We start from the raw sequence: 26,386 nt of genomic DNA on the forward strand, positions 1-26,386 counted from the left end.
ATCGTCCGACGCAAGGTGTATTTCCCGCCTTAGGCCGCTCCGCTTTCCGGCAGGACCTCACCCTGTTGCGCTTCGCCTGCCGCCGCGTCTTTCGGCTCCTTGATCCTGAACCACGTCACATAAAGCGCCGGCAGGAACAGCAGCGTGATTGCGGTACCCGCAATGATGCCGCCCATCATCGCGTAGGCCATCGGCCCCCAGAACACTTCGCGAGCGATCGGGATCAGGGCCAGGCCGGCCGCGGCGGCGGTCAGCGCGATCGGCCGCATGCGGTGCTCTGTCGCTTCGATGACCGCGGCCCAGCGATCCCTGCCCTCGGCGACAAGATCCTCGATCTGCACGATCAGGATGACCGAGTTGCGGATCAGGATGCCGATCAGCGCCAGCACGCCGAGGATGGCGACGAAGCCGAGCGGCGCGCCGCTTGGCACCAGGGCCGCCACAACGCCGATCAGGCCCAGCGGCGCCACCGCCACCACCAGGAACAAGCGCTGGAAACTCTGCAACTGCACCATCAGGATGGTCGCCATGACGAACAGCATCAGCGGCACCACGGCCGCGATTGGTCCCCGGCTCTTGGCGCTTTCCTCGACCGAGCCGGCGGTCTCGACCGAATAGCCAGGCGGCAGCTTGGCGATGAAGGCGTCGACCGACGGCTTCAACTCGTTGACGACGGTCGCCGGCAGCACGTCGCCAACCAAGCCGGCGCGCACCGTGATAGTCGGGATGCGGTCGCGCCGCCAGACGGTGGGTTGCTCCAGATCGTAGCGAAAATTGGCGACCGCGGCGAGGGGGATCGCCTCGCCATTGCCGGTCGGCAGCTGGATGTTCTGCAGCGTCTCGATCGAGCCGCGCTCGGCTTCGCGCGAACGTGCCACGACGTTGATGAGGTATGTCGCGTCACGCACCTGCGTGATCGTCGCACCGCCCACCGTGCTGTTCAGCGTGCTGGCAATGTCGGACGAGGTGATGCCGAGCTGGCGCGCCTTGTCCTGCAGTACGTCGACCCTCAGCACACGCTGCGGTTCGTTCCAGTCGAAGGTCGGTGCTGCGAGCTTCGGATTGGCTGAAATCACGCCGGCGAATTGCTGCGCCAGTTCTCGAACCGTCTGGATGTCAGGGCCGCCGACGCGGTACTGTACAGGCCGTCCAACCGGTGGTCCGAGCTCAAGCGGCTTGACGAAGGCGTCGGTGCCGACAAACTCCGCGCGCAGCAGCTTCTCCAGCGCCGGCTTCACCCGGTTGCGCGCCTCAATGCTCTTGGTGACAATCACCGTCTGGCCGAAATAGGGATTGGCCGGCTGCACGTCATAGGCCAGCACGAAGCGCACCGCGCCCTGACCGATATAGGAGGAAAAGTGGTCGATGTCGGGATTGCCGACCAGCGCCCGCTGTTCGAAGCGCTCCATCTGGTCGCGTGTTTCGGCAATCGAGGAGTTCTGTGGCAGGTTCCAGTCGACGATCAACTCCGGCCGGTCGGAAGGCGGGAAGAACTGTTGCTGGACGAACCCGAAGCCGGCGATCGAGGCAGCGAATAGAAGCATGGTCACGATGATCGTCAACCAATGCCGGCGCACCGAGCCGACAAGCACGCGCCGGAACAGCGACGTAAAGCGGCCCGGCTGGTCGTGATGCTTGGTCTTCATTGTCGCCGGCAGGATGGTGACGCCGAGCAGCGGCGCGAACAGCACCGCCACGATCCATGACACCAGCAGCGATACGGCGATGACGACGAACAGCGTGAAGGTGTATTCGCCGGCAGCACTCGAGTTGAGCCCGATCGGGATGAAGCCTGCGACCGTCACCAGCGTGCCGGTCAGCATCGGGAAGGCGGTCGAGGTGTAGACATAGGTCGCCGCCTTGCGCAGATTGTCACCAACCTCCAGCCGCGCCACCATCATTTCGACCGCGATCATCGCATCGTCGACCAGCAGTCCGAGCGCGATGATCAGCGCACCCAGTGAAATGCGCTGCAGCGATATTCCCAGGTATTCCATGACCGTGAAGGTGATGGCCAGCACAAGCGGGATCGACAGCGCCACGACGAAGCCGGCGCGCATGCCGAGGCTGATGAACGACACCGCGAGCACAATGGCCACCGCCTCGAACAGCGCACGCGTGAAACCCGAGACCGCCTCCTCGACGATGACAGGCTGGTCGGCGACCAGATGCACGCCGACGCCGACCGGCAAGTCGGCCAGCACCTTGTTCATCTCCTCGTGCAGTGCCTCGCCGAATTTGAGCAGATTGGCATTGGGCTTCATGCCGATGGCAAGCCCGATCGCGTTTTGGCCGTTGAAGCGGAACAAGGCCGTCGGCGGGTCGACGTAACCGCGCGTGATCGTCGCCACGTCGCTCAGCCGGAAGAACCGATCGTTGACGCGCAGATTGATGGCGCGCAGGCTCTCCTCGGAAGTGAATTGGCCGCCGACGCGCACGCTGATGCGCTCCGGCCCGGACTGGATCACGCCGGACGGCGTGATCGCATTCTGCGCCTGCAGGCTGGCGACGATTTGCTGCTGGTTGAGGCCAAGCGCCGCTATCTGGCGCGTCGAGAATTCGAGATAGATGGCCTCGTCCTGCGCGCCGACCAGATCGACCTTGCCGGCATTGGGCACGGTCAGGATTTTTGTCCTGATATCCTCCACATAGTCGCGCAATTGACGTTGTGTCAGCCCGTCTGCGGTGAAGGCATAGATGTTGCCGTAGACATCGCCGAAGCGGTCGTTGAAGAACGGGTCCTGCACGCCTTGCGGAAATTGCGCCTTGATGTCGTTGACCATATTGCGCACCTGAAGCCAGTTCGGCACGACGTCGCGCGCCTTGGTGGTGTCCTTCAGGTTGACGAAGATGACAGTCTGGCCGGCTGTGGTGACTGATTTGGTGTAGTCGAGGCTGTCGAGTTCCTCGAGCTTCTTCTCGATGCGGTCGGTCACCTGCCGCACCGTTTCATTGACCGATGCGCCCGGCCAGTTGGCCTGGATGATCATGGTCTTGATGGTGAAGGCCGGATCTTCCTCGCAGCCGAGATTGAGATAGGAAAACACGCCAGCCACCACGAAGACCAGCATGAAATACCATACCAGCGAGCGGTGGTTGAGCGCCCAGTCGGAGAGGTTGAAGCCTTTCATGAGGCCCCTCCCTCGGGCACTTTGACCTTCTGGCCCTCGCTCAGGTTGTGGACGCCCGCCGTGACGACGCGCATCCCGGCCTCGAGCCCTTCGGCCACCGTGAAGGTGCCGCCGGCCTTCGACGCGACCTTGATATCGCGCATGCTCACGCTCGAGGTCTGTGGGTCGACGATCCACACTTTTTCGGAACCATTCTTGTCGAGCAAAGCCGAGATGGGCAGCTCGATCGTTGGTACGACCTTGGTCATGCGGGTCGCCGTTACCGTCGAGCCGAGCCTGAAGGCCTGCGGCGGATCGGTCAGCGTCAGCTTGACGCGGCGCGTTCGGGTCGAGCCCTCGGCCTGGGGCGCGATCTCGCGCAGCTTGGCCTCGGTCTGGACTGTCGGCAGCGACTGCAGGATGACCTGGAATGGCGTGCCGGCCGTTAGGTCGCCGGTCAACTGGTCGGGAATGTCGACGACTGCCTCGCGCGGGTCCGAGCGCGCCACGGTGACGACCGTCTGCCCGGGTGAGACCGTCTGGCCGACCTCGGCACCGACGGCGGTGACGACGCCATCGAAATCCGAGAACAGCCTGGCATAGCCGAGTTGCTCCTGGGATTTGGCCAGCGAAGCCTTGGCCCGCTCGACACTGGCTTCCGCGGCTTTGCGTGCCTGCTGCGCGGCCTCGAAGACCGATTGCGACGTATTGGCGGACGTGAGCAACTGGCGCTGGCGCTCCTCGCTGGCGGCGGCATTGGCGAATTGCGCCTCGGCATTGGAGAGTTCGGCCTTGGCCGCCTGGACGGCCAACTCCAGCGCGGTTGGGTCGAGTGCCGCGATCGTCGTGCCCTTGCTGACGATGTCGCCGACCTTGACGTCGCGCGAGACGACGCGACCGAGCAGGCGGAAGGCAAGATCGGCGCTGACCTGCGGTTCGACCGAGCCGGCGAAACCGAAGGTTTGCGTGGTGCGCGGCTCGACCACCACCGACAGCACCGGCCGGACGATCTCCGGCGGCTTCTCGTCCGATTTCGAACAGGCGGCAAGCGCGGCAAGGCCAAGCAGGACGGGTAGCAGCCGCTTCATTGCGCCGCTCCCGATATCTCGACCGTCTGGCCGGGGCTGAGCAATTGCCCGCCTGATGTAACGACGCTCTGGCCTTCGTTCAGTCCCTTGGTAATGACGACGGTACCCGAATCGAACGCCAGTACCTCCACCGGCGTCGTCGCGACTGCCTTGGACGCGGGATCGACGATCCAGACCGCCGGCTTGCCGGCGCTGGATGTCAGGGCCTGCCAAGGCAACAGGATCGCCTTCGCCGGCCTGGCGCCGACCGAGCCGATCACGGCTGCCCCGAGCGGCATGCCGGCGGGCGTTTCGGGAATGGCGACCTTGACCCTTATCGAGCCTGAAGCCGGGTCGACCGCCGGCGAGATTTCGCGCACCTTGCCAGTTGCCCTGACCTGCGGGTCGGACAACAGCGTGATCGTCACCGCCGGAGAGGCCGGCGTCCTGGCGACCAGCGTCTTCTGCACATTGAACACCGCGTCGCGGTCGCCATCCTCGGCGACGGTGAAGACGGTCTGCGCCGCCTGCACCACCTGGCCGGTTTCGACCTGCCGGGCGGTGATCACGCCGGCCGCACCGGCCTTGAGTTCGGTGAAGGACAGGTTCTGCTGGGCATTGGTGAGCGCGCTCCGCGCGGCATCGACGCTGCCTTGCGCCACCTTCAGCGTCTGGTCGGCCACGTCATAGTCGCGCCTGGTGGTGAAGCCCTGGGCAAGCAGCGTCTTTTGCCGCTCGAAAGTGGCCGCGGCCTGTGTCAATTGCGCCTGCGCGGCATCGAGATCGGCCTGCGCCGAACGCAGATCGGATTCCTGCTCCTGCGGATCGATGCGGGCAAGCACTGTCCCCTGATCGACATGCTGGCCGACATCGACAAGCCGCTCCGCGACGCGTCCGCCAACCCGGAACGAAAGATTGTTCAACGTACGCGCCGCGATCACCCCGGTCAGCGAGGTTCTCGGCGCATAATCGGCCATCGCCACCGTCTCGGTGCGCACCATGACCGGCAGCTTTTTTTCCGCCGCCTCCTGCTTCTGGCAACCGGCGAGCAGCACCAGGGCCGTGCAGGCGAGAATCGAAGCGGCTGGACAAGACAAAGGGCTGGGAGTTTTGGCGGATCGCGGCGAGATGGACGATGTCGCGTTCCTGCTCATGGCTCCCTCGGTAGTGCGCCGGTGATCGCGATCCCCTCCCGGATATCAGGAGGATAATTGATCCCGAAGAAAAGGAAACCGGTGTATCGCCGGACTGGTTAAGTCAGGCCCAATCGACCCGGTGACGGTGCCGACTTGAGGAAAATCTGAAATAAGGCCAGAAGGGGAATTCAACGACATCAAACAGAACGGGCGCCGGCCCGGTGAGGGATATCATGAAGAATTCCGCCATTTCCGAACGCAAGAACCAGTCGATCTCGCGCGGCGTCGGCATGACCACGCAGATCTACGCCGATCGGGCTGAAAATTCGGAAATCTGGGATGTCGAGGGCCGCCGCTATATCGACTTCTCCTCGGGCATCGCCGTCGTCAATACCGGCCACCGCCATCCCAGGGTGATCGAGGCGGTCAAGGCGCAACTCGACCGCTTCACCCACACCTGCCACCAGGTCGTGCCTTATGAAAGCTATGTGCGGCTGGCCGAACGGCTGAACGCCATGCTGCCCGGCAAGTTCGAGAAGAAGACCATCTTCGTCACCACCGGCGCCGAGGCGGTGGAGAATGCCATCAAGATCGCTCGCAATGCCACCGGCCGCCAGGCCGTCATCGCCTTCGGCGGCGGCTTTCACGGCCGCACCTTCATGGGCATGGCGCTGACCGGCAAGGTCGTGCCCTACAAGGTCGGCTTCGGAGCCATGCCGGGAGACGTCTACCACGTGCCGTTCCCGGTGCAACTGCATGGTGTCTCGGTCGCCGATTCGCTGGCCGCGCTCGACAAGCTGTTCAAGGCGGATGTCGATCCGGCCCGCGTCGCCGCGATCATCATCGAGCCGGTTCAGGGCGAGGGCGGCTTCTACGACGCGCCGCGTGAACTCCTGACGGCGCTGCGCAAGCTCTGCGACCAGCACGGCATGCTGCTCATCGCCGACGAGGTTCAGACGGGCTTTGCCCGCACCGGCAAGATGTTCGCCATGGACCACCACGAGGTGGCGGCCGACATCACCACCATGGCCAAGAGCCTCGCCGGTGGCTTCCCGCTGTCGGCGGTAACCGGCCGCGCCGAGATCATGGATGCGCCCAGCCCCGGCGGCCTCGGCGGCACCTATGGCGGCAGCCCGATCGGCGTCGCCGCGGCACATGCCGTGCTTGACGTCATCGAGGACGAAAAGCTCTGCGATCGCGCCAACACGCTGGGTGCGAGGCTGAAGCAGCGTCTGCAGTCGATCCGTGACGACGTGCCCGAGATCGTCGACATCAGGGGTTTGGGCTTCATGAACGCGGTGGAGTTCAACGACGTCAAGAAAGGCCTGCCGTCGGCCGAGATCGCCAACGCGATCCGCCTGAAGGCGCTCGACAAGGGCCTGATCCTCTTGACCTGCGGCGTCTACGGCAACGTCATCCGCTTCCTGGCGCCGATCACCATCCAGGACGAGGTCATGAACGAAGCGCTCGACATTCTGGAAAGCTCGATCCGCGAAGTCTGCGCCGCCTGATCGGCAAGGACGAGCGTTCCGACTCACATGCCCCTGGGCATCTTCTCTTCGTCGAAAATGCCCTCAATGTCGCGCGCGCCGTGCAAAATACGCTCGACGCGCACGTCGTTTTCCTGGGCGATGTAGAAGATCACGTATTTTTGAAACGCGACGGAGCGCAGACCAGGCCAAAGCTCGGAACGAGGTGCGCCGCCTCGTGGCGCATCCGCTATGCGGCCACATCGTCCCCGAAGCGCTGTTATAAAACGGTGAGCGGCGGCCGGATTTTCAGCATGGATGTAATCGCCGATCTCCTCGATGTCCTGCACTGCTGCAGGCGCAAAACTGAGCGTCATTATTTGCGACTTCCACCGCCGTATTTTTTCTCCAGCCGGTCAAAAACGCTGTCGGTCGGAATGCCTGGTCCGCTTTCTACACCCTTACGGATGTCCTCACGCAGTGCGGCGAGTTTCGCCTGTCGCTGTTCTTCGCGTTCCTCCAACAGGCGCAGGCTATCACGCACCACTTCGCTGGCGCTGGCATAGCGGCCGCTTTCAACCAATTCGCGCACGAGTGTTTCGTAGCGAGGTCCGATGCTGTAGCTCGCGGGCATTGGAAAACGCCTCCCATTTTATCCGATATTATCAATATATAATAAGTCCATCGAGCCTTTTTGCCAAGGTCCCGGGGGCTCTTCAGCCCGCAACTCGGGCAGGTTCGTCCTGCTGGAATGCGGCCAACGCCGCCTTCAGCCCGTCCGGGCCTGCGGCCACCATTTGCGGTGTCGGCGAAAAACCGGCGCCGAGCATCTTGCGGCCAAGCATGTGGTCGCCGGGGCGGTTGACGGATTCGATGCCGAGCAGCCGGTCGCCGGCATAGTGGTAGATCGAGAATTTGTTGTCGGGCAGGTCGCCCAGCACGACATGGCTGTCTCCGCCGGCGGTCAGGCCGACCATCTGCAATTTCATGTCGCCAATGTCGGACCAGAACCATGGCACCGCCGAGTAGGCGTCGGTGTGACCGGTAATTGTCCGGGCGGCAAGCCGCGCCTGGTCGGTGGCGTTCTGCACCGATTCCAGCCGCACGTCGCCGCCGGTGAACCAGTGCCGGGAGGAGGCGGCGTCGCCGATGGCCAGAATCTCCGGCACCGAGCTGCGCATCTGGTGATCGACGCGGATGCCGTTGGCGACATGAAGGCCCGCGGCTTGCGCCAGTTCGACATTCGGCACGGCGCCGATACCGACCACGACCATGCGCGCCGGCAGCCTTTCACCTGACGAGGTGATCGCGGCCGTGATATGGCCGTTTTCGCCTTCGAGCGTTGAAATCGAGGTTCCGGTGAGGATGCGCACGCCTGTCGCTTCCAGCCTTTGCCGGACATGGCTCGCCACCACCGGCGCCACGGCGCGGCCGAGCAGCCGGTCGACGGATTCGACGACCGTCACGGTGCGGCCGGCCGCCCGCAGCGTCGCGGCGATCTCCAGCCCGATGAAGCCGCCGCCGAGGATAACGACGTCTTCGCTCCGCGCGCTCAGCTCCCGGATCAGCCGCGCATCGGCCAGCGAGCGCAGCGACACCACACCGGACAGATCCGCGCCGGGCAGCGGCAGGGCACGCGGGCGCGATCCGGTCGCAAGGATCAGATGGTCGAAGGCAAGTGCGCCGCCGCCGGCAATGTCGAGACTATGGCGGCCGGCATCGATGCGCTCGATCCGCATCCCCGGCCGGTAGTCAATGGCGCTGCCGGTGTAGAACGTCTCGCCCCGAAGCGGTTGAGGCTTGGCTCCGGCATCCTTGATGAAGGTCTTCGACAGCGGCGGCTTGTGGTAGGGCAGTTCGTTCTCGTCGCCGACCAGGATCACCGGCCCGTCATAGCCATCCTCGCGCAGACTGGCGGCCGCCTGCACGCCCGCGTGACCCGCACCGACAATGACCACGCCGTTTTTCATCGCATTCCGATCCCGCTCGATCCTAGGACGTCTCGCCAAGTGGCAATTGTCTGGCGCCGCCGCAAGAGAGGGTTTGCGGGTCGCACCCGGGACGGCGACTGTCAATCGTACAGTTCGGTGCAATGCCGGCGCAACAGGCGCATAAAGTTGACTGTTGCAGTTTAGAATAATTCTAAACTATTGTTTCGATTGGGTTTTCCAGCAATTCCCCATTGACTTTCATCGGACTCGAAGCTTAAGGAAGCTCGCGCATTGGCGCATCCCTTTGATGTCTGGGCCTTGAACCCGTTCGATTGGAGGCATTTTGGTGTCTTTCTTCCCTGAGCCGCGTGATCACGCGGCATGTCTTGCGCCCAATGGCATGAATGTGGCCTGGCGTGGGTTGGCGTGCGCGCCGCTTAGAAAATTTCCGAGGAACTGGAGAGCGATAATGACAGCACGATATGGCGGCAGGCTGGCGGCGATCGGCGCCACGGCGCTGCTGACGGCAGCGGTATTCGTGCTGCCTGCCAGGGCGGAAACCGACGCGAAGGCGGTCATCAAGACTTACGCGGATATCGGGCTTGCCAAATATGAGGATTCGCTGACCACGGCGCAGGCGCTCGACAAGGCGGTTGACGCACTGCTTGCCAACCCGTCGGCGGAAACGCTCCATGCTGCCCGCGACGCCTGGAAGGCGGCGCGCGTGCCCTACCAGCAGACCGAGGTCTACCGCTTCGGCAACAAGATTGTCGATGACTGGGAAGGTGAGGTGAATTCCTGGCCGCTGGACGAAGGCCTGATCGACTATGTCGCCAAGAGCTACGGCACCGAGTCCGATGCGAATTCTCTCTATACCGCCAATGTGATCGCCAACAAGGAGATCGAGATCAACGGCAAGAAGGTCGATGCGTCGAAGCTTTCGCCGGAATTCCTCTCCGGCACGCTGCAACAGGCCGGCGGCGTCGAAGCCAATGTCGCCACCGGCTATCACGCGATCGAATTCCTGCTCTGGGGCCAGGACCTGCACGGCACCGGCCCGGGCGCCGGCGAGCGCCCCTACACCGACTACGATCTCAAGAACTGCACCGGCGGCAATTGCGACCGCCGCGCAGAGTACCTGAAGTCGGCGACTGGCCTGCTGGTCTCCGACCTGCAGAAGATGGTCGACGACTGGAAGGAAGACGGCGCCGCGCGCAAGAACCTGCTCGATGGCGAGCCGAACACCGCCATTTCGGTCATCTTCACGGGCATGGGCTCGCTCTCCTACGGCGAACTGGCGGGTGAACGCATGAAGCTCGGCCTGCTGCTGCATGACCCGGAAGAGGAGCATGACTGCTTCTCCGACAACACCTACAATTCGCATCTCTATGATGCCGTCGGCATCCGCGCCGCTTACCATGCCAGCTATACAAGGCTTGATGGCACCGTCGTTTCAGGTCCCTCGGTGTCCGATATGGTCAAGGTCGCCGATCCGGCGATCGACAAGGAATTGACTGATAAACTCGATGTCACCGTCGCCAGGATGGAGGCGATCAAGGCGCGCGCCGAGGCCGGCGAGGCCTATGACCAGCAGATCGCCGAAGGCAATACGGCGGGCAATGCCACCGTTCAGGCGGCGATCGACACGTTGATCGACCAGACCAAGTCGATCGAGCGCGGGGTCGGTTCGTTGAAGTTGAACGCCATTGCCTTCGAAGGTTCCGACAGCCTCGACGCACCCGACAAGGTGTTCAAGTAGGCCTACCCCAAGCCAAACGGCGCCGCACCGGCGCCGTCAGCCAGAGCGACGAAATGCTGATCTGCCATTGCAACATCATCACTGAGAAGGAGATCGAGCAGACGATCATCGGCCTGCTGGATCAGGATCCCTGGCAACTTATCGTGCCGGCGAAAGTCTATCACGCCATGCACAAACGGGGTCGGTGTTGCGGCTGCTTCCCAAATGTGGTCGAAACGATCATTCGGGTCACCGAGGACTACCACGCCCGCTCGCAGGCGAGCGGCGTGGACATCGTTTCACATCTGGATCGCGTCAGAGGCCTGCGCATCCAATACGGGAGCAGAACCCATGAAAGGCGAACCACAGGTCATCGAGCGGCTTAACGAGGCTCTTTTTCTGGAACTCGGCGCCGTCAACCAATATTGGGTGCATTTCCGTCTGCTCGAGGATTGGGGATACGCCAAGCTGGCCAAGAAGGAGCGTGCGGAATCGATCGAGGAGATGCACCACGCCGACAAGCTCGTGGCCCGCATCATCTTCCTTGAAGGCCATCCCAACCTGCAGTCCGTGGCGCCGCTGCGCATCGGCCAGAACGTCAAGGAAGTGCTCGAATCCGATCTTGCCGGGGAATATGACGCGCGCACTGCCTACAAGCGCTCGCGCGAAATCTGCGATGAAGCGGGCGACTACGTATCGATGAAACTGTTCGAGGAACTGCTGACCGACGAGGAAGGCCACATCGACTTCCTCGAGACGCAGCTCGACCTCCTGGCCTCGATCGGCGAGGAGAAGTACGGCCAGCTCAACGCCGCATCGGCGGACGAGGCGGACTAAGGATATGCGGGAATGCGGCGCCTCTTAGACGTCCTGCGCCGCTTGCGGCGGGCCAAGGGTCCGCTGCGCCTTCGGAAAACGCCAGCCATACCGGCTGGTCGGCGTGGCCTTATTCTCGTGCTGGCGCTGACATCCTTCGCGATCGCCGGCGACCTTCAACCGGCCAGCCTCGCCACCACGCGCACCGATCTCAATGCCAAGGATCAGGCGCGCGTCACCGCCGTCAGCAGGCCGACCACGGATTTCTCCAAACCCGAGCCTTTCGAACTGATGCAAGGTGGCGCCGGCACCTCGCGGAAGGACGTCAGCCGTGATTCCTTCTCGCAATTCTCAGCCAACATCAGCTTCGAGGAAGAAGGCACCTTCAAGCTCGGCAACGCGCTTTTCCGCAAGAACTGGGTGTCGTCGCCATCCTCGACGCAGGCCTCGGATGGGCTTGGGCCCCTGTTCAACGAACGCGCCTGCCAGAACTGCCATCTGAAGGATGGCCGCGGCCGACCGCCGCAAGGCGATGCCGGCACCACCTCGATGTTCCTGCGGCTGGCGCGTGACGTAAGCAGCGCGGAAGAGAAGGCGGCGCTCGCCGACCACAGGCTGCTCAATCTCCCGGACCCGGTCTATGGCACGCAGTTGCAGGAACTGGCCGTGCCTGGCCTCAAGGGTGAAGGCAGGATGCGTGTCGATTATCAGGAACGTAAGGTGGAACTGACGGACAGCACCGTCATTTCCCTGCGCAAACCCACCTACGCGGTCGACGATCTTGCCTATGGGCCGCTCGATCCGCGCACCACGCTATCGCCGCGCCTGACGCCGCCGATGATCGGCCTTGGCCTGATCGAACAGATTGCGCCGGCCGACATTCTGGCCCATGCCGACCCGGACGACAGGGACGGCGATGGCATCTCCGGCAAGGCGAACATCGTTCGTGACGGCCCCAGCGGCGAGTTGACGCTTGGCCGTTTCGGCTGGAAGGCGCAGGCGGCGTCGATCCGCCAGCAGGCCGCGGATGCCTTTGCCGGCGATATCGGCATCTCGACGCCGGAAGAGCCGAAACACTGGGGTGATTGCACCGCCGCGCAGGAAAAATGCCTCGCAACGCCCAACGGCGTGCAGGCGCGCCTCGGCCCGGCCGAGGCGCCGGCGCCGGTAATGGATCTCGTCACCTTCTATTCACAGAACCTGGCTGTGCCGGCGCGGCGCGGCCTCGCTTCGCCTGATGTGCTCGCCGGCAAGAAGGTCTTTTACGAAATCGGCTGCGTTGCCTGTCACACGCCGAAATTCGTCACCCGTCGCGATGCGCCTGACAAGGCGCAGGCGTTCCAGTTGATCTGGCCTTATTCCGATTTCCTGCTGCACGACATGGGGCCGGATCTTGCCGATGGCCAGGCCGTGGGCGAGGCGACCGGCAATGAGTGGCGCACCCCGCCGCTATGGGGCATCGGCCTCACCGAAACGGTCAACGGCGATTCCTTCTATCTGCACGATGGCCGTGCGCGCTCTTTGGTCGAGGCTATCCTGTGGCATGGTGGCGAGGCGCAGAAGGCGCGCGACCGCTTTGCCGCCACCGGCGCCACCGAGCGCGATGCATTGGTCAAATTCCTGGAGTCACTTTGATGCCGAAGCGTTTCGCGCTGGTCCTCGTTCTCCCATTGGCCTTGCTGGGGGCCTTGCCCGCATCGGCCGCGGTGAAAGCCTCTGACGTCATCCAGCGTGCGATCGACGGCTTTATCCGACCGGCCTATGAGGACCTGCACCAGCATACGGAAGCCCTCGTGAAAGCGATGCACAAGCTCTGCGAGGCGCCGTCGCAAGGGGAGCTTGATGCGGCGCGGGCCGAATTTTCGGCCACCATCCATGCCTGGTCATCGGCCGAGATCATCGGTTTCGGGCCGATCAAGGAGAACAACAGGCTGGAGCGCATGCTGTTCTGGCCGGACCGCAAGAGCATCGGTCTGAAACAGGTTCAGGCGGCGTTGTCGGACGAGGATCCAGCCGCCACCGACCCTGTCCAGCTCGCCGGCAAGAGCGTTGCAATGCAGGGGCTCGGCGCGCTGGAATTCGTGCTTTACGGCGACGGCGCCGATGTCTTGACGGGCAAGGACGAACCCTATCGCTGCGCCTATGGTGCGGCCGTTGCCGGCAACATCGAAATCATCGCCGCCGACGTCAGCGCGGCCTGGAACAAACCGGACGGTTTCGCCGCGCTTTGGGCCAATCCGGGGCCGAAAAATGCGCTCTATCGTGATGGCAACGAGGCGGTCACCGAACTGGTCGGCGTCTTCATCAACGAGCTGGAAATGGTCCGCGATGTGCGCCTGAAGGGTTTTCTGGGCGCTAGACCCGATGCCGACAAGCCAAAACAGGCGATCTACTGGCGTTCGCAAAACACCGCCAATGCGCTGGCTGGAAATCTGGCCGGCGTCGATGCGCTGTTCCAGCTGTCGAAGCTTGGCGACGCGCTGCCGCCGGATGCGCATTGGATGGCGGAATCGATCCACATCCAACTGGTCAACGGCGTGGCGACCGCCAAGGCCGTCCAGGGCCCGATCGACAAGGCGCTCGCCGATCCGGCGCTGCGTGAAAAACTCGAGCATTTCGCCCTGATCACCTCCAGCCTGTCGACCTTGATCGGCACTAGGCTGACCGCCGAATTCGGCCTGACCGCCGGCTTCTCGTCGCTGGATGGGGACTGAGCATGAAGAGGTTGCTCATCGACCGCCGCGATTTTTTGAGGGCCGCCGGCATCGGCTTCGCCGCCGCCGTGACGCCCTCCGTCTGGGCAAATACGCTTGCTGCTGACGCGGTCTTCGCCACCGCCTTCGTCAAGCGCGACGGCAGTTTTGGCGCTGCCGTCCTGTCCGAGGCCGGCAAGCTTCTGCATGCGATCGACTTGCCCGATCGCGGCCATGACGTCACCTTCGATCCCATATCGAAGCGTTCGGTGGTCTTCGCCCGCCAGCCCGGCACCTTCGCCGTCGTTTTCGATCACACGGGGCGCGACACTCCGCAAACCATCGCCAGCATCACCGGCCGGCACTTCTTCGGTCACGGCGTGTTCTCGCCCGACGGCGCGTTGCTCTACGCCACCGAGAACGATTTCGACAACGCGGCCGGCGTGGTCGGCGTCTACGATGCGCGGGCGAAATTCAGTCGCATCGGCGAATTCCCGACCTACGGCATGGGTCCGCACGAACTTCTGCTGCTGGGCGACGGCAGGACGATCGCGGTCGCCAATGGCGGCATCGAGACCCATCCCGACTATGGCCGCGCCGAGCTTAACATTGCGACGATGAAACCCTCCTATGTCCTTGTCGACCGCGTCACCGGCGACCTGATCGAAAAGCATGAATTGCCGGCTGCATTGCACCAATTGTCGATCCGCCACATGGATACCGACCAGACCGGCGCCGTCTGGTTCGGTTGCCAGTACCGGGGCCCCGGCACCGATCGTCCGCTTCTGGTTGGACGGGCGGCGCGGGGCAAGGAGTTGCGGCTGCTCGACATGCCGCAGGACGTGCTGTCGGGTTTCCGCAACTATATCGGCTCGGTCGCCGCCAATCCTGTTGCCGGCACCGTCGCCGTCTCCTCGCCAGAAGGTAATTCGCTGGTCGTGATTGATGCGGGCAGCGGCCGGGTCGTCTCCTCCAGCGCGCTGGTCGAGGTCTGCGGCGTGGCGCCCGACCGGGCCGGCTTCATGGCCACCACGGGCGCCGGCGAGATCATCGAGGGCAATGGTGGCACGCGGTCGGAACCGGCCTATGTCTGGGACAACCACCTGCTGCGCATAGAGCAGGCGGCATAAGCTCTTCTGCCAGGCCAAACCGAAGCCGCTTAACAAATTGTGCACTATACCCTTGCGGTTGCGCGCTATGGCGGGCACAGGGAATTGTTTCTCGAACCGGTCGTTTCATGAAAGTTCTCGCCATCGACTGTGCCGCCAGCCTCTGCGCCGCCTGCGTCTACGACGCGGCGGTCGGGCGGGAGCTCGGCCGTTCGGTGCTCGATCTGGGCAAAGGTCATGCCGAGCACCTGATGGCCGTCATCGCCGAAGCGTTGAAGGCCGGTGCGACCGACTACGCCGGCCTTGGCGCCATTGCCGTTTCCGTTGGCCCCGGCTCCTTCACCGGCCTGCGCGTCGGTGTGTCGACCGCGCGCGGCCTGGCGCTGGCGCTCAAGGTGCCGGCAATCGGGGTGACGACCCTCGAGGCGCTGGCCGCCGAGGCGGCCAGCGCATTTCCAGGCCGTGCCGTGCTGGCGGCGCTCGATGCCGGACGCGAGGAAATCCATGCCGCATTCTATGATAAAATGTCAGTTTTGACTTACGGTCCGGCGGTGACCACGCTTGCGAACGCGGTAGCCATGGCGTCGGAGCATTCCGCGGTGCTCGCCGCTACGGCAGCGACGCTGATCGCTGAAGCGGCCGGCCGCACCTTCGACATCGGGCCTCGGACAGCAACCGCCGACATCCTCACCTACGCCCGGCTGGCTGCCGCAAAGGGACAGGGCGAAAGGCCGAAGCCGCTTTATCTGCGCGGTGCCGATGCCAAGCCACAGGCCGGATTTATACTTTCGAGGCAAAGACCATGATCCGGAAAAGTGGAAGCCGGTTTTCGCGGACAAACGGTCCCGTTTGTCCACAGATCATGGTCAGGCGAGAAAACGAGAATTGATGCGTATACCCTTTCTCCAATCGCGTCGCCGGGACTACGCGCTCGAGCCGCTCAGGGTCACCGACAGCCCCGCTGTCTCGGTGCTCCACCGCGAGGACTTTGTCCGCCCATGGACCGACGGTGAGTTCGCCGCCTTGCTCGAACAGGACACCGTCTTTGGCTATGCCGCGCGCGAAACCGGGCAGGGCGACAAGCCGCCTGTTGGCTTCGTCCTCGCCCGGCTGGCCGCGGGCGAGGGTGAAATCCTGACCGTCGCGGTGGCGCGATCGCATCGCCGCCAGGGCCTGGGCTGGCAGTTGATGGACGCGGTGCTGCGCGAACTGCATTCGCAACGTGCCGAAGCCCTGTTCCTCGAGGTCGATGAGACCAATGCCGCCGCGATCGCCCTCTATCGTCGGCTGGGTTTTCGGGAAGTCGGCAAGCGCCCGGATTACTACAAGTCGCCTGATCGCGGGCCGACCGGCGCGCTTGTCATGCGCCGCGATCTTCGCTAGCGAGGGATCGGGTAGGGCCAGGACATATGATCGGAAAAATCAGGATTTTCCTGGCGCTGGGCCTTGTCGTCGTCGGGTCGCTGGTTCTCGTGCCGCTGCAGATCCTGTCGATGAAGACGGGCTGGTGGCCGGAAGCCTTCGTCCTCAAGATCTGGCACCGGCTGATCATCCGGGCGCTCGGCATGCGCATTCATGTCAGGGGAACGCTGTCGGCCAAGCGGCCCTTGCTGGTGGCCTCCAATCACATTTCCTGGACCGACATCATGGTGCTGGGCTCTTTTGCCGATGTGAAGTTCATCGCCAGGGCCGACATGGAAGGCTGGCCGCTGATCGGCATGCTGTCGAAGCTGCAGCGCACCGTCTTCATCGAGCGCGAACGCAAGCGCTCCTCGGGCGACCAGGCCAGCGAGATCGCCAATCGCATGGCCAAGGGCGATGCCATGGTGCTGTTCGCGGAGGGGTCGACCGGTGACGGCAATGTCGTCCTGCCCTTCAAGAGCACGCTGTTCGGCGCCGCCTCGATGGCGATCTCGGAAGGTGCCGCGCAGGAAGTGTTCATCCAGCCCGTGGCGATCGCCTACACGCGGCTGCACGGCGTGCCGCTCGGCCGCCGCCACCGCCCGATCGCCGCCTGGATCGGCGACGAAGACCTGATGCCGCATCTCAAGGTGCTGATGGCCGAGGGCGCCCTCGACGTGGAGGTGCATTTTGGCGAACCGATCGCCTTTGCCAAGGGTTCCAACCGCAAGGAAACGGCCAAGCTGATGGAAGGCTGGGTGCGCGAGATGATGCAGGCGGCCCTCGCCGATCCGCTCCCGAGCCGTTAGCCGCCGGCATGCGCCAGCTGACGCATGCCAGAATCGTCTGTTTTTTGTCACGGAAAGGCGTTAGAAGCCGCCGGATGGACTTGAACACGACTGAAAGCGACGACATCGGCACCGTGGCCGGACAGCCGGCGGTGCGCACCACGGCAGCGAAGAAGGTCTTCATCAAGACCTATGGCTGCCAGATGAACGTCTATGATTCACAGCGCATGACCGATGCGCTGGTCGCCGACGGCTATACCGCGACCGATGCCATCGGCGAGGCCGATCTGGTGCTGCTCAACACCTGCCATATCAGGGAAAAAGCCGCCGAAAAGGTCTATTCGGAACTTGGCCGCATCCGTGACATGAAGGCCGAGCGCGCCAGCACCGGCCGCGAGATGCTGATCGGCGTCGCCGGCTGCGTGGCGCAGGCCGAGGGCGCCGAGATCATCCGCCGGTCGCCGGCCGTCGACCTAGTCATCGGGCCGCAGACCTATCACCGTCTGCCCGACGTGCTGGCGAGAGTGCGCGGCGGCGAGAAGATCGTCGAGACCGAATACGCCATCGAGGACAAATTCGAGCATCTGCCGCAGCCCAAGCGTGCCGAGGTGATCAAGCGCGGCGTCACCGCTTTCCTCACCGTCCAGGAAGGCTGCGACAAGTTCTGCACCTTCTGCGTCGTGCCCTATACGAGAGGCTCGGAAGTGTCGCGGCCGGTGGCGCAGATCGTCGCGGAGGCCGAGCGCCTGGCCGAGGCCGGTGTGCGTGAGGTGACGCTGCTCGGCCAGAACGTCAACGCCTGGCATGGCGAGGGCGAGAACGGTCAGGAATGGGGTCTCGGCCGCCTGCTGTTCCGGCTGGCCGAAATTCCCGGCCTGGCGCGGCTGCGCTATACCACCAGCCATCCGCGCGACATGGACGACGAATTGATCGCGGCGCACCGGGACCTGCCGTCGCTGATGCCCTATCTGCATCTGCCGGTGCAATCCGGCTCGGATCGCATTCTGAAGACGATGAACCGCAGGCATACGGCGAACGACTATCTGGCACTGCTCGACCGCATCCGTGCCGCGCGCCCCGATATCGCGCTGTCGGGCGACTTCATCGTCGGTTTCCCCGGCGAGACGGAAACCGATTTCGAGGCGACCATGGAACTGGTGCGCCAGGTGAACTACGCCTCGGCCTTCTCGTTCAAATATTCGCCGCGCCCCGGCACGCCGGGCGCCGACATGCCCGACCACGTGCCGGAAGCGGTCAAGGATGAGCGCCTGCAGCGCCTGCAGGCACTGCTGCTGAAACAACAGCAGGATTTCGGCTTGAGTTTGGTCGGCAGCACCATAGATACATTGATCGAGAAGCCCGGCCGCCAGGCCGGCCAGAAGGTTGGCCGCTCGCCTTGGCTGCAGCCGGTTATTGTTGATGAAATGGCCGGCGAAATCGGTGACATTATCAAGGTGCGAATCACGAAGACGGGCTACAACAGCCTGTTCGCCGAATTGGCCTGAGGGTCTCGGCAGATGAGGAGAGACGGTTGAGCGCAGCGGAGCTGAAGAATCTGCCCCCGGTACCGGCATCCGGGGCTTCTGACATGGCGCACATCGTTCTGACTTTCGACAACAACAAGCTTGCCAGCGCCCTTTACGGCCAGTTCGACGAGAACCTCGCCCGGTTGGAGCAGAAGCTCGGCGTCGACATCCGCTCGCGCGGCAACCAGTTGACCATCAAGGGGTCCGCTTCTGCCGCCGAACAGGCGCGTCGCGCCTTGGACAATCTCTACGGCATCCTGCAGAAGGGCGTCGATATCGGCCAGTCCGATGTCGACGGCGCCGTGCGCATGGCTGTCGCCGCCGATGATCAGCTCACACTGCCGACATTGGAGCGCAAGGGCAAGGTCTCCGCCGCCCAGATCGCTACCCGCAAGAAGACCATCTATGCCCGCTCGCTGAACCAGGACGCCTATATGCGGGCGCTGGAGCGGTCCGAACTGGTGTTCGGCATCGGTCCGGCCGGCACCGGCAAGACCTATCTGGCGGTGGCGCATGCGGCGATGCTGCTCGAGCGCGGCATGGTCGAACGCATCATTTTGTCGCGACCGGCCGTCGAGGCCGGCGAACGGCTGGGCTTCCTGCCGGGTGACATGAAGGAGAAGGTCGATCCGTATCTGCGCCCGCTCTATGACGCGCTCTACGACATGATGCCGGCCGACAAGGTCGAGCGTGCGATTGCCGCCGAAGTGATTGAAATCGCGCCGCTTGCCTTCATGCGCGGCCGTACGCTGGCGCACGCCGCCGTCATTCTCGACGAGGCGCAGAACACCACGCCGATGCAGATGAAGATGTTTCTCACCCGTCTCGGCGAGAACTCGCGCATGATCGTCACCGGCGATCCCACCCAGATCGATCTTCCCCCGAGCACCAAATCAGGCCTGGTCGAAGCCTTGCGTGTGCTCGACGGTGTGGCAGGCGCGGTAACCGTGCGCTTCAACGACGTCGACGTCGTTCGCCATCCGCTGGTGGCCGAAATCGTCAGGGCCTATGACCGGGACACCAAGCTGGCTCGTGGCCTTGGCGCCGAGAATTGATGTGACGATGCGGCCTCATGCCTGAGGACAGCACATCCGGCGGCGGGAGCTTTCCGGTTCCCGTCGAGATCGATATATCGATTGAGGCGGGCGACTGGCCCGATGAAGCAAGCCTGACGCGGCTGGTCGATCGCGCGGTTGACGCCGCCTTCGCCGAGACCGGTGTGACGGGTCGTTCCGAACTCAGCATTGTTTTTTCCGACGATGCCCATGTCCGTACCTTGAATGCGGACTGGCGCGGCAAGGACAAGCCCACCAACGTCTTGTCTTTCCCGGCTTTTCCGCATGTGAAAGGTGGTCCGCTGCCGCCGATGCTCGGCGACATCGTGCTTGCCGCCGAAACCGTGGCGCGCGAGGCGGCACTGGAAGACAAGCCGCTGGAGAACCATATCTGCCATCTCGTCATCCATGGCCTGCTGCATCTCATGGGTCATGATCACGAGACCGACGCCGAGGCCGAGGAGATGGAAGCCGTCGAGCGCGCCGCGCTTGCAAGGCTTGCCATTCGCGATCCCTACGCGTAACTAAAAAGATCAATTGACCGGACGACGATGAACGACAAACCAGAGACTGCCGCCCGCCCCGATGCCGGCAGTGCGATCAAGGCTTCCGATACGTCGGAAGAGGGATCAAGTCCCAGTACCGTTACCGCTGGTGTCGCCAACACCGGCAGCGCCGCCATCGGCCCGTCGCCTGCCGGTCCCTCCCTGTTCAACCGCGTGCTGGGCCTGTTCCGGCAACGCAACGGCACCAGCTTGCGCGAGGAGATCGCCGGCGCGCTCGCCGAAACGACAAGCGATGTCGAATCCTTCTCGCCTGGCGAACGTGCCATGCTCAACAACATCCTGCGCCTGCGCGAAGTGCGCGTCGAGGACGTCATGGTGCCGCGCGCCGATATCGAGGCGGTCGAGATCGCCACGACGCTTGGTGACTTGCTTGGCATGTTCGAACAATCCGGCCATTCCCGCATGCCGGTCTATTCCGAGACGCTCGACGACCCGCGCGGCATGGTCCATATCCGCGACGTGCTGGCCCATATCACCAAGATTGCGCGCGTCAGGAAGGGCCGCACGACCCGCAAAACGCCCGTCGCCACGGTTCTCGATCTTGCCCAGGTCGACCTCGCGCGCACCATCGGGGAGCTCAACCTGATCCGCCAGGTCCTGTTCGTGCCGCCGTCGATGCTTGCTTCCGACCTGATGGGCCGCATGCAGACGACGCGCACGCAAATGGCCCTGGTCATCGATGAATATGGCGGCACGGACGGCCTTGTCTCGCTCGAGGACATCGTCGAGATGGTGGTCGGCGACATCGAGGACGAGCACGACGACGACGAGCCGATGATCACCCAGACCGGTGACGGCGTGTTCATCGTCGACGGCAAGGCCGAGATCGACGAGGTCGCCAAGATGATCGGCGAGGATTTCGCCGCGGGTGAACATGGCGAATATGTCGACACCATTGGCGGCATGATCTTCAACACGCTCGGCCGCGTGCCGGCGCGCGGCGAGGTGGTGCAGGCCATTCCCGGCTTCGAGTTCCATGTGCTCGACGCCGATCCGCGCCGCGTCAAGCGTGTCCGCATCGTGCAGAGCCAGAAGGGCGAGCGCCGCCGGCGCGCCACGGCGCGCACCGAACAGGCCTGAAAAGCTCCGCGCCATGACGGTCGAGGATCCGTTCAAGCTCCGGTCCTCGGTTCTGGCGTATTCTACCGCGACCCGCGTGCGGCGCTGGATTGGCTCGAAGCGGCCTTCGGCTTCGAGCGCAGCATGGTGGTCAGCGATGCCGATCGAAAACTGGTCCATGCCGAGATGCGGTTCGGGGATGGCTACATCATCGTCGATTCCGAATGGGCCGATCACGTCGCGAGCCCCGCATCGGTCGGCGGCAAGAACACGCAGTCGGTCTATATCAGGCTGAGAGACGGCCTGGATGCACATTGCGAGCAGGCCCGCGCGGCCGGTGCTGCCATAATCCAGGAGCCGGCGGACCAGTTCTACGGCGAACGCCAGTATCGGGCGCGCGATCCTGAAGGCCATATCTGGACGTTCACGCAACCAATCCGTTCTGTTTCCCGTGAAGAGGCCGAGCGGTTGGGTGGCTTGCGCATCGAAGGCTGGCACCGGTAGCGCGCAGCCGGGTGGTGGCGCCGGCGTTTGGATTGCAGGCCGCGGCCTGATAAATCTTGCGTCCTGATTCTAGCGACTCGGAAGTATTCATGGTGCGCCTTGCCGGTCGGATAATTCTGCTCTGGGGCTGGCGCCGTGCGCTGGTGGCCTTTTTCGCTGGGGCGCTGGCGGTGCTGGGCCAGGCGCCTTACGATTTCTTCGCCGCCTGTTTCATTTCGTTTCCGGTGCTGGTCTGGCTGCTCGACGGCGCGACCGGTGAAGCCTCCGGCAGCCTGTTGCGGCGGCTGCGGCCGGCCTTCGCCGTCGGCTGGTGGTTCGGCTTCGGCTATTTCCTCGCCGGCCTCTGGTGGATCGGCTCGGCGCTGCTGGTCGAGGCCGACGACTTTGCCTGGGCGCTTCCCTTCGCTGTGGTCGGCATTCCTTTCGCGCTCGCATTTTTCTATGGCTTCGCAACAATGGTCGCCCGGCTCCTGTGGAGCAGCGATATCGGCCGTATCGCCGCCCTTGCCTTCGGTTTTGCGCTGGCGGAGTGGCTGCGCGGCTTCCTGTTCACCGGTTTTCCCTGGAATGCCGTCGGCTACGCGGCGATGCCTGTACCTATTTTGATGCAGAGCGTCTCGGTGACCGGCATGATCGGCATGAACGCGCTCGCGGTCTTCCTTTTCGCACTGCCGGCGCTGCTGGCGACGCGCCGGCATCTTCGGCTGGGCGCCACGCTGTTTGTCATACTCGCCGCGCTCCATGTCGGCTTTGGCTATGTCAGGCTCACGGCCCCCGAAAAGCCGGCGACGCGCAGTCTCGATGTCCGCATCGTCCAGCCGGCCGTCGACCTGTCGGAAAAGTGGGACGCCTCGGTGCGCGACCGCATCTTCGCCACCTTGCTGGGCCTGTCCGCCAAGGCTCCGGACCCAGGTCACGAAAAACCGCAGCTGATTCTCTGGCCGGAAACCTCGGTGCCGTTCCTTTTCACCGAGCGCCCCGATGCCTTGACGGCGCTGGGCGACATGCTGGGCGACGGCCAGATGCTGATCGCCGGCGTCGTGCGTGAAGAGGGCGGCTCGGCCGCCAGCGCCGAGAGCCGCTACTACAACTCCGTTGTGGCGATCAACGACAAGGGCGAAATCGCCGATGCCGTGGACAAGGTCCATCTGGTGCCGTTCGGCGAGTACCTGCCTTTTGCCGACCTGCTCGGCCGTTTCGGCATCGAACAGTTCGTCGCCGGGCCGCTGACGTTCACGGCCGGCAACGAGCGCCATCCCATCGCGCTGCCGGGCGGCATTCGTGCCCTGCCATTTATCTGTTATGAGGTGATCTTTCCCGATCTGGTGGCAGTTGACGCAACGTCAGCGCAGCTTATTGTAAACGTTACCAATGATGCGTGGTTCGGCGACACGCCGGGACCGTATCAGCATTTCAGGCAGGCCCAGATTCGCGCGGTGGAGAACGGATTGCCCTTGTTGCGTGCTGCCAACAACGGCATCTCGGCCGTTGTCGACACGCATGGCCGCGTCGTCGATGCGCTGGCGATCGACGCGCGCGGGGTCATCGATGTGAAGGTGCCTGTTTCCGAACAGACGGTGATTTCGCCCAACCAGCGGCGCATTAACGGAATGCTGATCATGTTGCTGTTTGCGCTGGTAGGGCTGCTGTTGAACGTAAGGCAAAAGCTACGGTGAATTGACAGTTGGCACATTAGAAACTCATACTGTACGGCCTGAAAATTTCTCGAAGCCGGTGGATCGTTCTGTTGGGGCAGTCGCCTCCGGCTTTGTTTGGGCAGGAAAAACACAAAGCCGAAAAAATTCGGCGAGGAAAAAATGACAGAAGAAAACAAGAAGAAACCCAATCCCATCGATATTCACGTTGGAAGTCGGGTTCGGCTTCGCCGCAATATGCTCGGAATGAGCCAGGAAAAGCTGGGCGAGAATCTCGGCATCACGTTTCAGCAAATCCAGAAATATGAAAAGGGCACCAATCGCGTCGGTGCCAGCCGTCTGCAGGCGATAGCCTCGATACTCGGCGTGCCCGTCGCCTTCTTTTTCGAGGATGCGCCGGGGCAGGAGTTGACGGCCAACCGTGGCTTTGCCGAGGATAGCTCGATGGCGTTCGCCGTCGAATTCTGCGGCAGTCCCGAAGGGCTTCAGCTCAACCGGGCCTTTGTCAAGATCGCCGACGTCAAGGTGCGCCGCAGGATCATAGATCTGGTGAAATCGCTCGCCGAGGGCGATCTCGACTGATCGGCGATGCGCTTCGCACCGGCGGCGTGCACCGCCGGTGGCACAAGATATCGCTTCCGACATTCAGGCCAGACCCGCGGCAACGCTTGACGAGCAGCGCTCCGCCCCGCTAACACGTGGCGCGCCAAAATCGGCAGCCTGCCGATCGTTTTTCAAGAGGGGACACCCGTGACGCGGCAGAACTACTTCTTTACCTCGGAATCCGTTGCCGAGGGCCATCCCGACAAAGTCTGTGATAGGATCTCCGACGAAATTGTCGATCTGGTCTATCGTGAAGCCAAGAAGACCGGCATGGACCCGTGGAAAGTCCGTGTCGCCTGCGAGACGCTCGCGACCACCAACCGTGTCGTCATCGCCGGCGAGGTGCGCGTTCCCGAGACACTCTTGAAGAAGGACAAAGCCGGCAACGTCCTCAAGGACGCCGCGGGCCATCCGGTCGTCAATCCGGCGAAGTTCAAATCCGTCGCTCGCAAGGCGATCCGCGAGATTGGTTACGAGCAGGCCGGCTTCCACTGGAAGACGGCCAAGATCGAGGTCCTGCTGCATGGCCAGTCGCCTGATATCGGCCAGGGCGTGGACAACGCCGCCGATCGTCAGGGCGAGGAAGGTGCCGGCGACCAGGGCATCATGTTCGGCTATGCCTGCCGCGAGACGCCGGACCTGATGCCGGCGCCGATCTACTACAGCCACAAGATCCTTGAGCTTCTGGCCGCCGCCCGTCACGAAAACAACGGCGAGGCTGGCAAGCTCGGGCCGGACGCCAAGAGCCAGGTCACAGTCCGCTATGTCGACGGCAAGGCCGCGGAGGCGACGCAGATCGTGCTGTCGACGCAGCATCTCGATTCGAGCTGGGATTCCAAGAAGGTCCGCAAGGTCGTGGAACCCTATATCCGCGAGGCATTGGGTGACCTCAAGATCGCTGACGACTGCATGTGGTACATCAACCCGACCGGCAAGTTCGTCATTGGCGGTCCGGACGGCGATGCCGGCCTGACCGGCCGCAAGATCATCGTCGACACCTATGGCGGCGCGGCTCCCCATGGCGGCGGCGCCTTCTCCGGCAAGGACACCACCAAGGTCGACCGGTCGGCCGCCTATGCGGCGCGCTACCTGGCCAAGAACGTCGTGGCGGCGAAGCTCGCCGACCGCTGCACCATCCAGCTTTCCTATGCCATCGGCGTCGCCCAGCCGCTGTCGGTCTATGTCGACCTGCACGGCACCGGCAAGGTCGATGAGGCAAAGCTCGAGGACGCGCTGCGCACCGTGATGGACCTGTCGCCGTCAGGCATTCGCCGTCATCTCGATCTCAACAAGCCGATCTACGCCAAGACGTCGTCTTACGGCCATTTTGGCCGCAAGGCCGGCCGTGACGGTTCTTTCTCCTGGGAAAAGACCGATCTCGCCAAGGCGCTCAAGGATGCTGTCGCGGCCTGATCGCCACGACAGACCACGCGACCAGATGAGCCAGCAAGACAGGCCAAGCCGTACGACCGAAGCCTTCTTCGGCCGTCGGCGCGGCAAGCCCGTTCGTCCGCAGCAGGCGGCGGCCCTGGAAAGCGGCCTCGGCGCCTACCGGCTCGATCTGACGGCTGAAGCGCCGTCGGAATTGCGAACCTTGTTCAAAACCGAGGTTTCGGCGGTTCGGCTCGAGATCGGCTTTGGCGGCGGCGAACATCTTCTGCACCGCGCGACCGAGGCGCCGCCGATCGGCTTCATCGGCGTAGAACCCTTCGTCAACGGCATGGCCAAGATGATGATGGCGGTGCGGGCAGCGCCGCTGGCCAATCTCAGGGTCTACGACGACGACGCCACCCAGTTGCTTGACTGGCTGCCGCCGGCCTCGCTCGACGGCATCGACCTTCTCTATCCCGATCCCTGGCCGAAGAAGAAGCACTGGAAGCGGCGTTTCGTCAGCCCGGTCAATCTCGACCGTTTCTCGCGCGTCCTGAAGCCGGGCTCGAAATTCCGCTTTGCGTCGGATATCGACACTTATGTGAACTGGACCTTGCTGCATTGCCGGGCGCATGGCGCCTTCGCATGGCAGGCGGATGAGGCGGCGGACTGGCATCGCTCCTATGAGGGCTGGCCCGGCACGCGCTACGAGGCCAAGGCCATTCGCGAGGGTCGCCGACCGGCCTATCTTACCTTCATCAGGACGTAAGCCCGCCCGACCGGCAACGG

General features: G+C 63.6%; 24 protein-coding genes and 1 pseudogene. 19 read left to right on the forward strand and 6 right to left on the reverse strand.

Translation table 11 applies throughout. From position 1 onward, the window contains the following. Positions 1-29: 29 nt before the first annotated feature. The 3 genes from O7A60_RS10450 to O7A60_RS10460 are packed head-to-tail and all read right to left on the reverse strand — an operon-like array spanning position 30 to position 5,331. The gene (locus O7A60_RS10450; RefSeq protein WP_337106183.1) at positions 30-3,131 is read right to left on the reverse strand and encodes an efflux RND transporter permease subunit; all 3,102 of its coding nucleotides are present in this window, start codon (positions 3,129-3,131) and stop codon (positions 30-32) included. Then, entirely contained in the window at positions 3,128-4,198 is a 1,071-nt protein-coding gene (locus O7A60_RS10455; protein WP_337106184.1) for an efflux RND transporter periplasmic adaptor subunit, read from the reverse strand. The genes O7A60_RS10450 and O7A60_RS10455 overlap by 4 nt, the downstream gene beginning before the upstream one ends. Then, positions 4,195-5,331: an efflux RND transporter periplasmic adaptor subunit gene (locus O7A60_RS10460; RefSeq protein WP_337106185.1), complete on the reverse strand. Its 1,137-nt coding sequence runs from the start codon at positions 5,329-5,331 to the stop codon at positions 4,195-4,197. The genes O7A60_RS10455 and O7A60_RS10460 overlap by 4 nt, the downstream gene beginning before the upstream one ends. 215 nt (positions 5,332-5,546) lie before the next feature. Here O7A60_RS10460 and O7A60_RS10465 point away from each other — a divergent pair, with 215 nt between their 5' ends. Then, positions 5,547-6,824, forward strand: coding sequence for a 4-aminobutyrate--2-oxoglutarate transaminase (locus tag O7A60_RS10465; RefSeq protein WP_127870729.1), 1,278 nt, complete (start codon positions 5,547-5,549; stop codon positions 6,822-6,824). A gap of 23 nt (positions 6,825-6,847) precedes the next feature. Here O7A60_RS10465 and O7A60_RS10470 read toward each other — a convergent pair whose 3' ends face one another. The 3 genes from O7A60_RS10470 to O7A60_RS10480 all read right to left on the reverse strand — a co-directional run bounded on the left by O7A60_RS10470 (position 6,848) and on the right by O7A60_RS10480 (position 8,752). Further along, a complete protein-coding gene (locus O7A60_RS10470) occupies positions 6,848-7,159 on the reverse strand; it encodes a type II toxin-antitoxin system RelE/ParE family toxin (RefSeq protein WP_337106186.1) in 312 nt (103 codons plus the stop codon). Continuing rightward, positions 7,159-7,416, reverse strand: a complete 258-nt coding sequence (locus tag O7A60_RS10475) for a type II toxin-antitoxin system ParD family antitoxin (RefSeq protein WP_337106187.1) — start codon at positions 7,414-7,416, stop codon at positions 7,159-7,161. Before O7A60_RS10475 ends, O7A60_RS10470 begins: the two co-directional genes overlap by 1 nt. An 82-nt stretch (positions 7,417-7,498) precedes the next feature. Then, complete coding sequence (locus O7A60_RS10480) at positions 7,499-8,752, reverse strand: NAD(P)/FAD-dependent oxidoreductase (protein ID WP_337106188.1); 1,254 nt, start codon at positions 8,750-8,752, stop codon at positions 7,499-7,501. Between the two features lie 430 nt (positions 8,753-9,182). Here O7A60_RS10480 and O7A60_RS10485 point away from each other — a divergent pair, with 430 nt between their 5' ends. The 18 genes and pseudogenes from O7A60_RS10485 (at position 9,183) to trmB (ending at position 26,366) form a co-directional block, all read left to right on the forward strand. Further along, on the forward strand, positions 9,183-10,472 hold the full coding sequence (locus tag O7A60_RS10485) for an imelysin family protein (protein ID WP_337106189.1): 1,290 nt from the start codon (positions 9,183-9,185) through the stop codon (positions 10,470-10,472). A gap of 53 nt (positions 10,473-10,525) precedes the next feature. Further along, positions 10,526-10,837 (forward strand): (2Fe-2S)-binding protein, encoded by a 312-nt coding sequence (locus O7A60_RS10490; RefSeq protein ID WP_337106190.1) that lies wholly within the window; start codon positions 10,526-10,528, stop codon positions 10,835-10,837. Beyond that, positions 10,803-11,288 carry a bacterioferritin gene (gene bfr / locus O7A60_RS10495; protein ID WP_027142053.1) on the forward strand — a complete coding sequence of 162 codons (486 nt, stop codon included), beginning with the start codon at positions 10,803-10,805 and terminating at the stop codon, positions 11,286-11,288. The genes O7A60_RS10490 and bfr overlap by 35 nt, the downstream gene beginning before the upstream one ends. Before the next feature lie 12 nt (positions 11,289-11,300). Then, positions 11,301-12,902 carry a di-heme oxidoreductase family protein gene (locus O7A60_RS10500; protein WP_337106192.1) on the forward strand — a complete coding sequence of 534 codons (1,602 nt, stop codon included), beginning with the start codon at positions 11,301-11,303 and terminating at the stop codon, positions 12,900-12,902. Next, positions 12,902-13,981, forward strand: a complete 1,080-nt coding sequence (locus tag O7A60_RS10505) for an imelysin family protein (protein WP_337106193.1) — start codon at positions 12,902-12,904, stop codon at positions 13,979-13,981. The genes O7A60_RS10500 and O7A60_RS10505 overlap by 1 nt, the downstream gene beginning before the upstream one ends. Positions 13,982-13,983: 2 nt before the next feature. Continuing rightward, on the forward strand, positions 13,984-15,090 hold the full coding sequence (locus tag O7A60_RS10510; protein ID WP_337106194.1) for a DUF1513 domain-containing protein: 1,107 nt from the start codon (positions 13,984-13,986) through the stop codon (positions 15,088-15,090). A gap of 107 nt (positions 15,091-15,197) precedes the next feature. After that, positions 15,198-15,875: a tRNA (adenosine(37)-N6)-threonylcarbamoyltransferase complex dimerization subunit type 1 TsaB gene (gene tsaB / locus O7A60_RS10515; protein ID WP_337106195.1), complete on the forward strand. Its 678-nt coding sequence runs from the start codon at positions 15,198-15,200 to the stop codon at positions 15,873-15,875. Positions 15,876-15,957: 82 nt separating this feature from the next. Continuing rightward, the gene (rimI, locus tag O7A60_RS10520) at positions 15,958-16,452 is read left to right on the forward strand and encodes a ribosomal protein S18-alanine N-acetyltransferase (RefSeq protein ID WP_027142048.1); all 495 of its coding nucleotides are present in this window, start codon (positions 15,958-15,960) and stop codon (positions 16,450-16,452) included. A gap of 26 nt (positions 16,453-16,478) precedes the next feature. Beyond that, the gene (gene olsA, locus O7A60_RS10525; RefSeq protein ID WP_337106196.1) at positions 16,479-17,279 is read left to right on the forward strand and encodes a lyso-ornithine lipid O-acyltransferase; all 801 of its coding nucleotides are present in this window, start codon (positions 16,479-16,481) and stop codon (positions 17,277-17,279) included. 74 nt (positions 17,280-17,353) lie between these two features. Continuing rightward, on the forward strand, positions 17,354-18,763 hold the full coding sequence (gene miaB / locus O7A60_RS10530) for a tRNA (N6-isopentenyl adenosine(37)-C2)-methylthiotransferase MiaB (protein ID WP_337106197.1): 1,410 nt from the start codon (positions 17,354-17,356) through the stop codon (positions 18,761-18,763). A gap of 83 nt (positions 18,764-18,846) precedes the next feature. Then, the gene (locus tag O7A60_RS10535) at positions 18,847-19,839 is read left to right on the forward strand and encodes a PhoH family protein (protein WP_027142045.1); all 993 of its coding nucleotides are present in this window, start codon (positions 18,847-18,849) and stop codon (positions 19,837-19,839) included. 17 nt (positions 19,840-19,856) lie between these two features. After that, positions 19,857-20,363 (forward strand): rRNA maturation RNase YbeY, encoded by a 507-nt coding sequence (gene ybeY, locus O7A60_RS10540; RefSeq protein ID WP_337106198.1) that lies wholly within the window; start codon positions 19,857-19,859, stop codon positions 20,361-20,363. 27 nt (positions 20,364-20,390) lie between these two features. Further along, entirely contained in the window at positions 20,391-21,485 is a 1,095-nt protein-coding gene (locus O7A60_RS10545) for a hemolysin family protein (protein ID WP_337106199.1), read from the forward strand. Between the two features lie 13 nt (positions 21,486-21,498). Then, a pseudogene (locus O7A60_RS10550) lies at positions 21,499-21,968 on the forward strand (VOC family protein). Between the two features lie 89 nt (positions 21,969-22,057). Further along, a complete protein-coding gene (gene lnt / locus O7A60_RS10555; protein WP_337106200.1) occupies positions 22,058-23,644 on the forward strand; it encodes an apolipoprotein N-acyltransferase in 1,587 nt (528 codons plus the stop codon). A 141-nt stretch (positions 23,645-23,785) separates the two neighbouring features. Beyond that, a complete protein-coding gene (locus tag O7A60_RS10560) occupies positions 23,786-24,205 on the forward strand; it encodes a helix-turn-helix domain-containing protein (RefSeq protein ID WP_027142040.1) in 420 nt (139 codons plus the stop codon). Between the two features lie 168 nt (positions 24,206-24,373). Further along, a complete protein-coding gene (metK, locus tag O7A60_RS10565; protein ID WP_140507658.1) occupies positions 24,374-25,639 on the forward strand; it encodes a methionine adenosyltransferase in 1,266 nt (421 codons plus the stop codon). 25 nt (positions 25,640-25,664) lie between these two features. After that, positions 25,665-26,366, forward strand: coding sequence for a tRNA (guanine(46)-N(7))-methyltransferase TrmB (gene trmB / locus O7A60_RS10570; RefSeq protein WP_337106201.1), 702 nt, complete (start codon positions 25,665-25,667; stop codon positions 26,364-26,366). Positions 26,367-26,386: the final 20 nt, after the last annotated feature.

Source organism: Mesorhizobium salmacidum (SeqCode) (assembly GCF_037179605.1).
GTDB classification, from domain to species: domain Bacteria; phylum Pseudomonadota; class Alphaproteobacteria; order Rhizobiales; family Rhizobiaceae; genus Mesorhizobium; species Mesorhizobium salmacidum.